The sequence below is a fragment of the Neobacillus sp. DZ-9 genome (genome assembly GCF_059587065.1).
In genome coordinates this window covers 373,682-386,158 of record NZ_JCAIOL010000003.1, presented here as the reverse complement: position 1 = coordinate 386,158, position 12,477 = coordinate 373,682, and the positions used below count along the sequence as shown (strand labels likewise).

At 39.5% G+C, this 12,477-nt stretch carries 11 protein-coding genes; 8 read left to right on the top strand and 3 right to left on the bottom strand.

Annotated elements, in window-relative coordinates; genetic code table 11:
• The first annotated feature begins 51 nt into the window (after positions 1 to 51).
• Positions 52 to 1,197, top strand: coding sequence for an exonuclease SbcCD subunit D (locus AC59HZ_RS10330; RefSeq protein ID WP_496545712.1), 1,146 nt, complete (start codon positions 52 to 54; stop codon positions 1,195 to 1,197).
• Complete coding sequence (locus tag AC59HZ_RS10325) at positions 1,194 to 4,331, top strand: AAA family ATPase (RefSeq protein WP_496545711.1); 3,138 nt, start codon at positions 1,194 to 1,196, stop codon at positions 4,329 to 4,331. Before AC59HZ_RS10330 ends, AC59HZ_RS10325 begins: the two co-directional genes overlap by 4 nt.
• 336 nt (positions 4,332 to 4,667) lie before the next feature.
• Here the strand turns inward: AC59HZ_RS10325 and AC59HZ_RS10320 are convergent, their stop codons facing one another.
• Positions 4,668 to 4,985: an antibiotic biosynthesis monooxygenase family protein gene (locus tag AC59HZ_RS10320; RefSeq protein ID WP_496545710.1), complete on the bottom strand. Its 318-nt coding sequence runs from the start codon at positions 4,983 to 4,985 to the stop codon at positions 4,668 to 4,670.
• 157 nt (positions 4,986 to 5,142) lie between these two features.
• Between AC59HZ_RS10320 and AC59HZ_RS10315 the strand changes: the two genes are divergently transcribed.
• Both AC59HZ_RS10315 and AC59HZ_RS10310 read left to right on the top strand, forming a co-directional pair.
• Positions 5,143 to 5,607, top strand: a complete 465-nt coding sequence (locus tag AC59HZ_RS10315; protein ID WP_496545709.1) for a GNAT family N-acetyltransferase — start codon at positions 5,143 to 5,145, stop codon at positions 5,605 to 5,607.
• Positions 5,604 to 6,068 (top strand): hypothetical protein, encoded by a 465-nt coding sequence (locus AC59HZ_RS10310; protein ID WP_496545708.1) that lies wholly within the window; start codon positions 5,604 to 5,606, stop codon positions 6,066 to 6,068. The genes AC59HZ_RS10315 and AC59HZ_RS10310 overlap by 4 nt, the downstream gene beginning before the upstream one ends.
• 47 nt (positions 6,069 to 6,115) lie before the next feature.
• Here AC59HZ_RS10310 and AC59HZ_RS10305 read toward each other — a convergent pair whose 3' ends face one another.
• Positions 6,116 to 6,391, bottom strand: coding sequence for a hypothetical protein (locus AC59HZ_RS10305; RefSeq protein WP_496545707.1), 276 nt, complete (start codon positions 6,389 to 6,391; stop codon positions 6,116 to 6,118).
• Between the two features lie 614 nt (positions 6,392 to 7,005).
• Between AC59HZ_RS10305 and AC59HZ_RS10300 the strand changes: the two genes are divergently transcribed.
• From AC59HZ_RS10300 to selB, 3 genes are all read left to right on the top strand, one after another.
• Complete coding sequence (locus AC59HZ_RS10300) at positions 7,006 to 7,524, top strand: hypothetical protein (RefSeq protein WP_496545706.1); 519 nt, start codon at positions 7,006 to 7,008, stop codon at positions 7,522 to 7,524.
• Positions 7,499 to 8,305 carry a type II pantothenate kinase gene (coaW, locus tag AC59HZ_RS10295; RefSeq protein ID WP_496545705.1) on the top strand — a complete coding sequence of 269 codons (807 nt, stop codon included), beginning with the start codon at positions 7,499 to 7,501 and terminating at the stop codon, positions 8,303 to 8,305. Before AC59HZ_RS10300 ends, coaW begins: the two co-directional genes overlap by 26 nt.
• Before the next feature lie 70 nt (positions 8,306 to 8,375).
• Positions 8,376 to 10,259: a selenocysteine-specific translation elongation factor gene (gene selB / locus AC59HZ_RS10290; protein ID WP_496545704.1), complete on the top strand. Its 1,884-nt coding sequence runs from the start codon at positions 8,376 to 8,378 to the stop codon at positions 10,257 to 10,259.
• A gap of 50 nt (positions 10,260 to 10,309) precedes the next feature.
• Here the strand turns inward: selB and AC59HZ_RS10285 are convergent, their stop codons facing one another.
• Positions 10,310 to 11,791: a TerD family protein gene (locus AC59HZ_RS10285; RefSeq protein ID WP_496545703.1), complete on the bottom strand. Its 1,482-nt coding sequence runs from the start codon at positions 11,789 to 11,791 to the stop codon at positions 10,310 to 10,312.
• Positions 11,792 to 11,932: 141 nt separating this feature from the next.
• Between AC59HZ_RS10285 and AC59HZ_RS10280 the strand changes: the two genes are divergently transcribed.
• Positions 11,933 to 12,472: a GNAT family N-acetyltransferase gene (locus AC59HZ_RS10280; protein ID WP_496545702.1), complete on the top strand. Its 540-nt coding sequence runs from the start codon at positions 11,933 to 11,935 to the stop codon at positions 12,470 to 12,472.
• Positions 12,473 to 12,477: the final 5 nt, after the last annotated feature.

Genomic DNA, 12,477 nt, shown 5'->3' with positions numbered 1-12,477 from the left:
GTATTTTGCTATAATAGAAGTATTGGGAAAAAATGCAGTGGGGTGAAGCAAATGAAATTTATCCATACAGCCGATTGGCATTTAGGCAAACTGGTCCACGGTGTTTATATGACAGAAAATCAGCGGGAAGCACTTGAACAATTTGTAGAAATTGTCGCCGAGGAAAAGCCTGATGCCGTGGTCATCGCTGGCGATTTATACGATCGTTCCGTTCCGCCAACCGATGCCGTTGAGTTACTTGATGAAATTCTTATTAAAATTAACGTTGAATTAAAAACGCCCGTCGTGGCAATTGCCGGAAATCACGATAGTGCTGAAAGACTTTCTTTTGGCAGCTCGTGGTACAAGCATAGCCAATTCTATTTATCTGGCAAGTTAACAAACAGCTTCAAACCCGTCCAAATCAATGGGGTGAACTTTTATCTGGTTCCTTATGCGGAACCAGGTGTTGTAAGACAGCTTCTTGGCGATGCCTCCATTCATTCCCATCAGGATGCGATGAAAGCCCTTATTGGCAATATGGAAGAAACGCTAAATCCGAATGAACCAAATGTCTTGGTCGGTCATGCATTTGTTCTGGGAGGACAAACCTCAGACTCCGAACGGATTTTGTCCGTTGGCGGCTCGGGATGTGTCGGTGCTGAACTGTTTGAACCATTCTCATATACCGCACTTGGCCACTTACACAGTCCTGATGCTATTAAACACAACAAAGTGAAATATGCTGGCTCCCTTTTAAAATACTCTTTTTCCGAAGCTAAACAGAACAAGTCTATTTCGATCATTGAGATGGATGATAAAGGTAACTTTACTCATCGTTACCGTTCCCTCACACCAAAACATGATATGCGGGAACTGCAAGGACATTTAGAAGAACTACTCGATCCGCACTTTTATGAAAAAGAACGAATTCATGACTATTTAAAAATCACCCTGCTTGATGAAGGGGCCTTAATTGATCCGATTAATAAACTGCGTCAGGTTTATCCAAATGTTCTGCACCTCGAGCGGAAAATTGATGTTACTGATTTAAAGAAAAAGCAATCTTTTAATGCAATCAGAAGTGAGAAAAAATCAGAGATTGAGTTATTTGAGCAATTTTATACGGAAATGACCACGTCCGAATTTACCCAAGATAAAAAGGATGCAATAGTTGGGGTTATTGAACAAGTGCTAAAGGGGGAAATGGCGAAATGAGACCATTAAAACTGACGATGCAAGCGTTTGGCCCTTATGCAGGAACTGAGACTATTGACTTTTCCAAACTGGGAAATCGGACGATGTTTGTGATTTCTGGAAAAACGGGTGCAGGTAAAACAACGATCTTCGACGCTATTAGTTATGCCATTTATGGCAAAGCGAGCGGGGAGGATAGGAACGGCCCTGAGTTAAGAAGTCAATTTGCCAAGGACGATCTTTTAACAGAGGTCTCATTAGATTTTTCCCTTCGAAACAAAGTATATTCTATCACCAGGTCGCCTCAGCAGCAAAAGAAAAAAGACAAAGGGGAAGGTTTTACATCAATTGGTGCAAAAGCCGAGCTTTTTGTGTTGGATGAGTCAGGTGAGAAAAAGCTGCTCGCTTCTAAAATCACCGATGTGGAAGAGAAAATTAAAGAAATTATGCTGATTGATGCGAATCAATTCCGGCAAATCTTAATGATACCCCAAGGTGAATTCCGCAAGCTATTAACGTCTGACAGTAAAGATAAAGAAGTCATTTTACAAAGGCTTTTTCATACCCAGTTTTATAAAATGGTCGAAGAAAAACTGAAGGATGAGGCTACAGAGCTGAAAAGGTCTGTTGAAGATCAAGTTCAAGCGAGGAATGAAGCGATTCGCCGTATTCATGCTGTCGTAAATGAAGAGTTACGTGAATTCTTGGAAGCAGACAGCGTAAACGATACAGTTATCATGCCTCTTCTGCAAGGAGAAATAGCAGGATTAGGAGAAAAACTCGAACAGCTGGACCTTAAATTGAAAGATAAGGCCCAGGAGCAGGACATGCTGAAGAATCAGCTTTTCGAAGCCGAAGCCATCCTAAAACAATTGCAAACGAAAGAGGAATTGAAGGTGCAGCGAGGCACGCTGATTTCTCAAGAGGAATTGTTCACAGAAAAAGAACAGCAGGTTCAAAGGGCTCAAAAGGCCGCCGTTTTAGCCGAGCAAGAAGCGCTATGTCATCGGTTGAAAAAGGAAGAAGACCAGCTTGGAGTAAATGTCCAATCAATTAAGATTGATATTGAAAAATTACAAGTGCTGCTTACCCAATATAAAGGGCAGCTTCAAAAAGAGATGGATCGTGAAGGAGAGCGTAAGTCCGCGCTTGACGCGGTCAATCGACTCTTGAATATGAAAGAGGATGTCTATTCATTTGCCGCTATGGTTAAAGAGGCTTCCAGGGTGGAAGCATTTTTAAAAAATGCCCAGGACAAACATCGTCATTCCGAACAAACACTATTGCAATTAGATGAACGGCTTAAATTTTTGCAACAGCAAAGTTCTGAAATCGAAAAGGGGAAGCTTTCCTTCCTAGAAAATGAGCGGAAGGTAGAAAAGCTTGATGCAGAGTTAGAGCGTCTAGAAAAATATCAAACATTTCATATTCGCCATCAAAATGCGGTGCAAAATCTTAAACACATAACGGGACGGTATGAAAATACAGCTGCAAGGTTAGCAGATGCAAAGTCGCTAGTGGAAGTGTTGGAGAATAAATGGCTTCATGGCCAGGCATCACTTTTAGCAGCCAGGCTTCAAACTGGTGAGGCCTGTCCTGTGTGCGGTTCTGAGCACCATCCTGCACCAGCCTTTAATCAAAATGACACAATTCCAACAGAACAGGATATGAAGGTTGCGAAAGAACAAGCGTCCCTTCGAGAAAAAGAAAAGTCTACTGATGAGGCCGCCCTTTACCAGAGTCAGTCTGCCGAAAAGGTCCAAAGGGAAGCGTTGGATGAAATTTTGCAGGAAATTCGTATACATCGGGTGGATTTTAAAGAAAATGATTATTCATTAGTTAAGTCCGAAGTTGTCGCTGCGAAAAATAGTTTGATTCTTACACAAAGAGAATTATCTCAACAAATTGAACAGCTAGAGAAAGTGAAGACAGAGATAGAGAAAAGAGAAGTTCAAAAGCTAGGATTACAAAAAGCGATCCAGCAATTTGCTAGTGAGGTGACGGAATTAACGATTCAATTTACTGAAAAGAAAACAAATCTGACTAGATTGATGAATGTTATTCCAGAGAACCTTCGTTCAGAGGCCGAATATGAAAATGCACTTGCTGTTTCACGTAAAAGTCATGAAAACTTAGTGAAACTACTGGAAGACGCGCAGCAGCGTTTGCAAACAGTAAAAGAAAAGCTTGCGGCTGAAACGGCAAGATTACAGAATGCAATGAAACACTATGATGAAAAGCAGGAAGAGCTTAATACAGAACGTGAGGTCTTCAAAAATAGACTTTCTGAACAGGGATTTGAAAATTTTGGAGTGTACCATGCTTCGAAACTAATTGAAAATGAAATTCGCAGGCTTGAAAATGAAATCCGTGATTATCGTGAAGTGCTGCGTTCAGTAACTGATCGATTGAGGGAGTTAACGGAACTTTTGGCAGATGTGAAAACACCAGATGTTGAAGGACTTAAGTCCGAGGTAAGCAAGATTGGCAATGAAATTGAAAATCTCTCAAATCAACGCACCGATCTTTTTGTGAAAAAACGGGATAATGAGGATATCTTCAACCAGGTTGAACATTTGAATGAAAAAATGAAGGTGCTTGAAGAACGGTACAAGCTGATCGGCCATCTTTCCGAGATTGCCAAAGGACAGAATAATTTCCGGATTACCTTTGAACGATTTGTACTGGCGTCTTTCCTGGACGATATTCTTCGTGAAGCCAATGTACGGTTAAGGAAAATGACTTCTGGACGCTTTCAGCTGTTAAGGAAAACAGACCGTTCAAAAGGGAATGCCCAAAGCGGTTTGGAATTGCTTGTTTTTGACCAATATACGGGGCAGGAGCGCCATGTTAAAACTTTATCCGGCGGTGAAAGCTTTAAGGCATCTTTATCCTTAGCGTTAGGTCTTGCCGATGTCGTTCAAAATTATGCTGGCGGCGTCTCCCTAGAAACGATGTTTATTGATGAAGGCTTCGGTACACTTGATCCTGAATCACTTGATCAGGCCATTGAAGCATTAATGGATATCCAAAGCAGCGGACGCTTGGTGGGCATCATCTCCCATGTCCCGGAATTAAAAGAACGAATAGATGTCAGACTGGAAGTCATTTCAGGACAAACCGGCAGTACGACTGAATTTATGTTTACAAACTAATTTTTTATAAGCAGTGGATTTCACTTAGGTGAAATCACACTGCTTTTTTGTTATTGAAATACACTTTCATTGCCCGTGGAGCTTGTTTTATCCTGTTGACGGTAAATGAAACGGACTTTTATTGCCCGAGGAGCTTGTTTTATCCTGTTGGCGGGAAATGAAACGGACTTTCATTGCCCGAGGAGAGTGTTTTATCCTGTTGACGGTAAATGAAACGCACATTCATTGCCCGGTGAAGGTGCTTTTTCTCGTTTAAGGTAAATGAAACGCACTTTCATTTACCGAAGAGAGTGAATTCGCATATTCATGGGCAATGAATCCTTTTTCAACCGGATCCTAAAGGGCTTTAAAGTTAGGAAACGGGTACTGAGCTTCAGCAAGAGTTGAAAGACTAGTCAATTCAGATATTGCACCAATTTTATTCCAAACTGCCATAACATTTGGATTTTGGTGTGCATTTTCAATCGCTTCCGTCGATTTCCACTCAGCTATTTCGATAATAGTACCATCTTCGGCTTGAAGCGTTAATAACTCACGGTCTGTTAATAATCCTTCTTTGCGCAATGTAGGAATATGTACTTTCAAGACTTCCATTAATTCTTCCTCATTACCAGGCGTTGGCCGATAAAGGGCCATAAAAACTAACGCAGACATTCAATTTCCTCCTTTTATTGTGATTAATTAACTATACCCAATTTTATAATATAAATAAATCAACATTAATAATGAATACTTCCAAGTAGAGAGGTATTTTTGATAGAAACGTAGAAAGGTATAAGGGGAATATTGCAATAATAAGGGAGAAAGCACCATGATCAAAGAGATAAATTTACAAAATGATTGTTTACTAAAAGAACTGTTTGACCTTCAAAGAGCTTCCTATCTTGTTGAAGCGGAGTTAATCAATTTTTTTGAAATACCGCCCTTAAAAGAGTCCTTGGAGGATCTAAAAGAGAGTGAGGAAACCTTTATTGGATATTTTGAAGATAGCGAGTTGGCGGGGGCTATCTCTTACACTATTCAAGAGCAAGTGGTTACGATTTGCCGAATGGTTGTCCATCCAAACCATTTTCGAAAAGGGATTGCCCAAATGCTTCTGACCTATGTTGAGAAAAATCATTCTGACTTACCGATATTTAAAGTATCAACCGGGAAAGAAAACAGCCCTGCCAAGAATCTATATCTTAAAAATGGGTTTCAGTTAACGGGAGATATTGAGGTTGTCCCTGGATTATATATTAGCCATTTCGAAAAAAGAAAGGAAGAAATGCAATGACAGTTAAAGAAACATCTACTTTCACACACAAACAACTTGCCGGAAAATATTTTAATGCCGCGTGGGATATCCTTGATCTTACAACAAGAACGATAGAAGATGAGGAGAAAATGGTACATCTTGCTCATTCATCCTTTTGGCATTGGACACAAGTAGAGGACCATACGCCTAAAAATCTATCAATTGGTTACTGGCAGCTTTCACGAGTGTATGCAACCGTTGGTAACGGGGAAAGAGCACAATTTTATGCGGAACGCTGCTTGGATGTTAGTTTAGAGCATAAGATAGAACCCTTTTATGTGGGGTATGCATATGAAGCATTAGGACGAGCGAAGTTCCTTTTAAATCAGCGCGACCTAGCGATAGAGTACTCGAAACTAGCACAAGAATATGCAGAGCAAGTTCAAAACGAAAATGAAAAATCTATGCTGAAAAACGATTTGAAAACGATAGGATTTTAATAAAACAATTAAGGAGCCCAGAAATTGAGGCTCCTTAATTGTTAAAATTACTTGCTGCTGTAGAATTCCTTGACCTTTTTGATTTCGGATTCTAAATCTTCATCTATATCAGCATAAAATAATACAGCGGCAAACTCTTCAGGTGTTAAAAATGCAGACCCTGTTTCCATTTCTTTCAGACGAATAGCATTATTGGTTTTCTCCAGCTCGATAACTCGAAAACTATTTTCGGAATTTAACTTTGCTGTTTTGCTGCCGTTCTTATTAACATTTACAACAATATTTCTATTACCTAATTGAACAGAATCAACTGTTTTAGTCATCAGTTTTTAGATTATTTGTGTAAAAAATTTAGACCATCTAGGAATAAATTTTTCAATTTAGTAAAGATAAAGTAATTTTTAAAAATAAGGAAACCATAGAGGTAATGATGTCAGGAAAATGTTCAATTAAGGTGATTTGATGGTCATAACCTTTTATTTTGTCATTAGTTGGCTGATGATGGGCTTGTTCATTTTTAATCGTAAAAAAAGCTGGGGCACGAAAAAAGAAGTGGCTTTTCTTGTATTACTAGGCTGCCTCATTAATTCGCATACCTATTTAGGCTTATTTGAGACATTTAAATGGATGAAAACAACTATAGAGCCAAAATTGTATATTGCTTTTCTCCTTTTTAGAAGTGTGTTTATCCCTTTGTTTGTATCATTTTTCACACTTCTATTTGTAAACTGCCAAAAAAATAAAAAGCTAATGTGCCTATTCATTTATTGTTTAATCATTTTTGGGCTCGATAAAGTAAGCCTCAGTTTTGAACTGTATAGGTTCAAGAAGTGGAATCATTTTTTTACATTAGGGTATTATCTTCTCTACTTGTTTTTTATGATTATAGCATTGAAGTGGTTTAAGCGGTTAGACGGGAAGGAGGTGGATTTAGGAGATGATGCTGACAGAAAAAGGCTTTGGTTTAAATGATTACTTTGTGATTGCTGCGGTATTTATCTCATGGATCATCTATTACTTTCTTCCAAAGATTTTTTCAAAACAATTTACTGTTCTTATCTGTTTATATAGCTTGACCATATCTAGTATCTTTGATAATTCCTTCGGTGCTACTCCGTTTGATTTTTATGATATTATGGACGGACCTGCTTATACAGTCATGGATATACTTGTATATTTCCTATATCCGCCAGCCGGCTATGTTTTTTTGTTCCTCTATAAAAAACTTCGAATAAAAGATCAGCAACAAGTGTTATACATCCTAGTATTTACTGCCTTATCGCTTGGAATCGAATGGATCTATCATAAAATGGGCGTTTTTAAGTACAAAGATGGCTATAACATTTTTTACTCCATCTGTATTTATTTGTTCGTCCAATCTATTTTGGTTTTATTTTATCGATTTCTATATAACCACAGGGGGGAAAGGATTGCCACATCAAAAAGCAGGGATTGACGCAGGCGGGACACTCGTGAAAATCGTTTATCAGGAAAGTAATAAAAAACATTATAAAAAGTATCCTATAAATCAATTAAATGAAGCCATTTCATGGTTCAATATAGTCGCTCCAAATGTAAGTGTCGGCTTAACGGGGGGAAAGGCACATCTAATTCAAAAAAAGTATTTACCTAGTGCCGTACATATTCCTGAGTTTCAAGCGACCTGTGAAGGGGCAAGAATTTTAATGCTTGAGGAGGAGAAAAGCAGTGATCAACCTTTTTTAATCGTGAACATTGGAACGGGAACATCCTGGCATTTAGTAGTTGGAGAAAAGTATGAGCGAATACTCGGCAGTGGAATTGGCGGAGGTACATTTGTCGGGCTGGGCTCCATATTAACCAAAAAGGAAGATTTTCAGGCTCTTATCAATCTTGCAAATAAAGGAGAAAAAGAGAATATCGATCTGCTGGTAAAAGATATTTATGAATCGGCCGAACCGCCAATTGATGGGCATTTAACTGCTGCTAACTTTGCAAAAGGATTAAAGGTGAAGCATTCAGATGCCGATCGAATGGCTGCTGTTACAAATTTGATCGCAGAAACAATTGCCCTCCTAACGCTGCAATCTGCCGCCATTCATCAGGTTAAAACAATTGTCCTTATTGGCAGCACCTTAATTAGAAATGAATCTTTAACATCCACTCTAGAATACTTTATGAAAAGATTTGAGCTAGAAACCGTCTTTTTAGATAAAGGGGAATATTGCGGGGCTGTTGGGGCTTATGATTTTGTCTAAAAAGTTCGCTTGAACAATGTTCCTTTTAAAGCTACAGTAAAGGGGAAGACCGATAAAGTAGGTGGCAAACTTGGAAAAACGATATTTTACGATTGGAATGGCAGGACATATCGACCATGGTAAAACGTCCCTAACAAAGGCACTTACCAATGTCGATACCGACCGTTTAAAGGAAGAAAAAGAAAGACAAATCTCGATTGAACTAGGATTTGCTCCACTATATGAAGATGAAGAAATTCAGATATCTGTGATTGACGTTCCTGGTCATGAACGGTTTATTAGGCAAATGATTGCTGGGGTGGCTGGAATAGACCTTGTCGTTCTGGTCGTTGCTGCTGATGAAGGAGTCATGCCTCAAACGCGGGAACATCTTGATATTTTAAAATTTTTGGGTGTGAAAAATGGTTTAGTAGCGATAACGAAAATCGACCGGGTTGATGAGGATTTTATTGAACTCGTTAAGGATGATATTTTAGAAGAACTTACTGATACTGTTTTTGAAGATGCCCCCTTTGTGCTGGTGGACAGCCTTTCCCATAAGGGAATCAGTGAAATTAAAGAATTGATTATTCAGACATTAAAGGAGCAAGAAATGCGTGATGCCAAAGGAGCTTTTCGCCTTCCGATTGATCAAGTGTTCACTGTAAAAGGACAGGGAACCGTTGTCCGTGGAACGGTTTATGAAGGGACTGTCGAGGAAGGGCAGGCATTACTCATCATGCCAAAAGGAATCGAAGTTCGAAGCCGTCAAATACAAGTCCATCATCATCCAGCACAAAAAGCCTATGCAGGGCAAAGAGCCGCTTTAAACCTCTCTGGTGTTTCTAGGGAAGACCTGGAACGGGGGGATGTCCTGGTTTCTTCCGAACATTTTATCGTTACTAAGACTATTGATGTAGCTATTCGAATTGTCGATGAACTCGAGCATTTAGTGAAGCAGCGAATGCCAATTAAGCTGCATATTGGTACAGCTGAGGTTATGGGAAGAATTGTTTTCTTTGACCGAAATGAAATTAAAGAAGAAAATGGAGAAATCCTTTGCCAGCTAAGGCTTGAAGAAGAAATTCTCACAAAGCGGGGCGACCGTTTTATTTTACGCAGGCCAAGCCCGCAGGAAACAATTGGCGGCGGCTGGGTTATAGACCCCAGAGGCCAAAAATATCGCTTTGGGAATCAAACCATTGAAGAACTTGAAAAGAAAAAGGCAGGTTCTCCGAAAGAACGAATGATGGCTGCTTTATTCGAAGCGAAAAGCCTGCCTCTCACAGAGCTGATAAAGCGGACTGCACTTGATGAAGCAACCTTAAACAAACATTTGGGTGATGAAGAATTTGTTTTATATAATGGAAAGGAATACTCTCTTCGACTAGTAATCAATTCAATTGAAGAAGATATTTTTGATAGATTGCAGGAGTTTCATCAAACTCATTCGATGAAACAGGGTTTAAATAAAGCAGAGCTGCTACAATCCATGCAAAAAAGATTTCCTAAATCGCTGCTGGATTATGTGATTGAAAATGGAATCACAAATGGCATATTTAAGCGAAGAGAGCAATTTGTTTCATTAGTTTCCTTTGTTCCTCATGTGACGAAAAGCTGGGCAAAGAGGACAGAAAATATGCTAGTGGAAATGAAAAGCGATGGATTAAAGGTTCGTTATGTAAAAGATTATTTTAATGCAGCGGGTATTCCTGAAAATATATTGCCGGATTTAAAACGGTTTCTAGAGGATGAAGCCTTAATTGTTCCATTGGATGAACAATTTGCTTATCATGGGGATGTGTTTGCAGCTGCAGTGGAAAAGCTTCGCAGGCAAACGGGCACCGAGTTTGATGTGGGGGAAGCAAAGGAAGTGTTGGAGCTTTCACGTAAATACATGATTCCATTTTTAGAACGATTGGATGCACAAGGACTAACGAAGCGGGTAGAAAATAAACGGGTTTGGAAAGTATAAAAAGAAAAGCCTCGATTCCTAGTTAGGAACGAGGCTTTCGCTATGTCTATTTAAGATAGAAACTCAGCTGGATTTAAGCCTAGCTCGCGGCATATGTCAGCAACCATCTGCTGTTCATTTTGATCGAATTGTCCATCAGCATATCCAATGGCAATACAATAGCGGGCTACTAAGCGGGCGATTTCTGGTTTTGGCCTTATTTTACCTAAGGCACGGAAGGCTTCAGTCCGGCCCATCATCCGGTCATGTTCCATTTTAGATACGAACATATTGAATTTTTGAATGACTTTGTTGGTATCAAAAACTCGTAATTCTTCACTTTGATGGACAAAATCAAGCATCTTTTGTCTTTCTGAAGCATCTAAGTATCCATCTGCCATGGCTGTCAATGCACATGCGGCCACAACTGCCTCCAAAACATCCTGGCTTTTATAACGATTAAATAATTCTTGTGCTTTCTTCTTTTGCGTATTGGCCCATTCCATATAATCCGTATTGGAAGGAGACCAGGTGCTTCCACAATTGTTACAGGTAAACTTTAATTGATTTTTTCCAATAAAACCGCCGAGCAGGCCAACAGGACCAAGGATCAGACCGCCAACAGCTGCCTTTCCAAGACCAAAGCCCTTCTTTCCGGTCCGTACGTTCGGAGAGTGACAGCGCGGACAAACGATGTCATCTCCGCCATATGTATGAGCAGAAGGCGAGGATGTTGAATAGCTCTGCGCTGGATATCCATAAGCAGGCTGCCGGTTTGATGGTTCAGGCTGCAAATGAATGGGCTGCTGCTGATAGGTATTTTGGTTATTTTGACTTTGCCTATATGGATCATAATGAGTTTGGTTTTGCTGATATGGATTATTATTACTTGTATTTTGCTGATATGAATTTTGCGTGCTTGGACTCTGTTGATAATTTTGTTGTAGTGATGGCTGAATTGGTACGGCAGGAGCAGGATCGTCAACTGTAATCCCAAAATTCCTGCATAATGCTGCTAAGCCCCCTTGAAATCCGCTCGCAATCGCATTAAATTTCCATTCTCCATTATGGCGATATAATTCGGCTGCGACAATGGCTGTTTCTACTGTGAAATCTCTACCTAAGTTAAATCTTAGTAATTCCTCATTCGTCAATTCATTAAAAATCCGGACGTAGGAATCGGATACCTGTCCGAAATTTTGCCGTTTCATTTGGGCATCATGAATCGTAATCGTGAAAGCAATTCGGTGTATATGTTCAGGAACTCTGTTTAAATCAATTCTGATTTGTTCGTCATCCCTTACTCCGGAGCCAATACGATTATCTCCACTGTATAGGACGGAACCATTTCCACCGGAGGGATTGTTATAAAAAACAAAATCTTGATCACTGTTTGCTTTTCCAGATGCACCTAATAAAAAAGCGGAAGCATCCAAATCAAAGTTAGAACCCGGGTTATTAATATTCCATCCTAGGCCGACAACGACATTTTGAAGGCCGGGATGGGATTTTGTCAAATCCACCTTTTGGCCTTTACTAAGGGAAACACCCACACTTTTCACTCCTAATTTGTTAATTAATAATATGTACGGTTAAGCTTTGGAAAAGTTTCATTTAAAATAAGTTTTCGTCATTCCGTAATGGAATATGATGCTAAAATGAATAAAAAATGCAATAGGGAGGGGATAAAGAATATGATTGAAACGGAACGATTGCTGCTGAGGCCGCTGTTATTAAGTGATGCAGAGCAGGTGGAAGAACTTGCGGGAGATTATGAAATAGCAAAAACCACATTGACCATTCCGCACCCTTATCCAAAAGGAGCTGCGAAGCAGTTCATTTTAAAGATGAATAATGCTGAGAAAGAGGGAAAGCTTGTTATTTTCGCCGTCACAAAAAAAGAGGATGGTATTTTAATAGGCATTATCAACATTTCTATCAATATCCACCATGAAAGAGGAGAACTTGCTTATTGGATTGGAAAGGAATATTGGGGAAAGGGATATGGAACCGAGGCGGCAAAGTCAGTCATTAAACTTGGCTTTGAAGAACTCCATCTAAATCGAATTTTTGCAGCAGCATTTACGAACAATCAAGGCTCATGGAGAATTATGGAGAAAATTGGGATGAAGCATGAAGGCACCTTAAATCAGCATGTCCATAAATGGGGAGAATACGAAGACTTGGCCTACTATGGAATAGTAAAAACGGAATATTTTAATCCATTAAAATAGAAAAG

What these genes read in the sequence shown, in the direction of transcription:
- AC59HZ_RS10330 (WP_496545712.1), top strand. Translation starts at nt 52, where the DNA reads ATGAAATTTATCCATACAGCCGATTGGCATTTAGGCAAACTGGTCCAC.
- AC59HZ_RS10325 (WP_496545711.1), top strand. Translation starts at nt 1,194, where the DNA reads ATGAGACCATTAAAACTGACGATGCAAGCGTTTGGCCCTTATGCAGGA.
- AC59HZ_RS10320 (WP_496545710.1), bottom strand. Translation starts at nt 4,985, where the DNA reads ATGTCTGCGTTAGTTTTTATGGCCCTTTATCGGCCAACGCCTGGTAAT.
- AC59HZ_RS10315 (WP_496545709.1), top strand. Translation starts at nt 5,143, where the DNA reads ATGATCAAAGAGATAAATTTACAAAATGATTGTTTACTAAAAGAACTG.
- AC59HZ_RS10310 (WP_496545708.1), top strand. Translation starts at nt 5,604, where the DNA reads ATGACAGTTAAAGAAACATCTACTTTCACACACAAACAACTTGCCGGA.
- AC59HZ_RS10305 (WP_496545707.1), bottom strand. Translation starts at nt 6,391, where the DNA reads ATGACTAAAACAGTTGATTCTGTTCAATTAGGTAATAGAAATATTGTT.
- AC59HZ_RS10300 (WP_496545706.1), top strand. Translation starts at nt 7,006, where the DNA reads ATGATGCTGACAGAAAAAGGCTTTGGTTTAAATGATTACTTTGTGATT.
- AC59HZ_RS10280 (WP_496545702.1), top strand. Translation starts at nt 11,933, where the DNA reads ATGATTGAAACGGAACGATTGCTGCTGAGGCCGCTGTTATTAAGTGAT.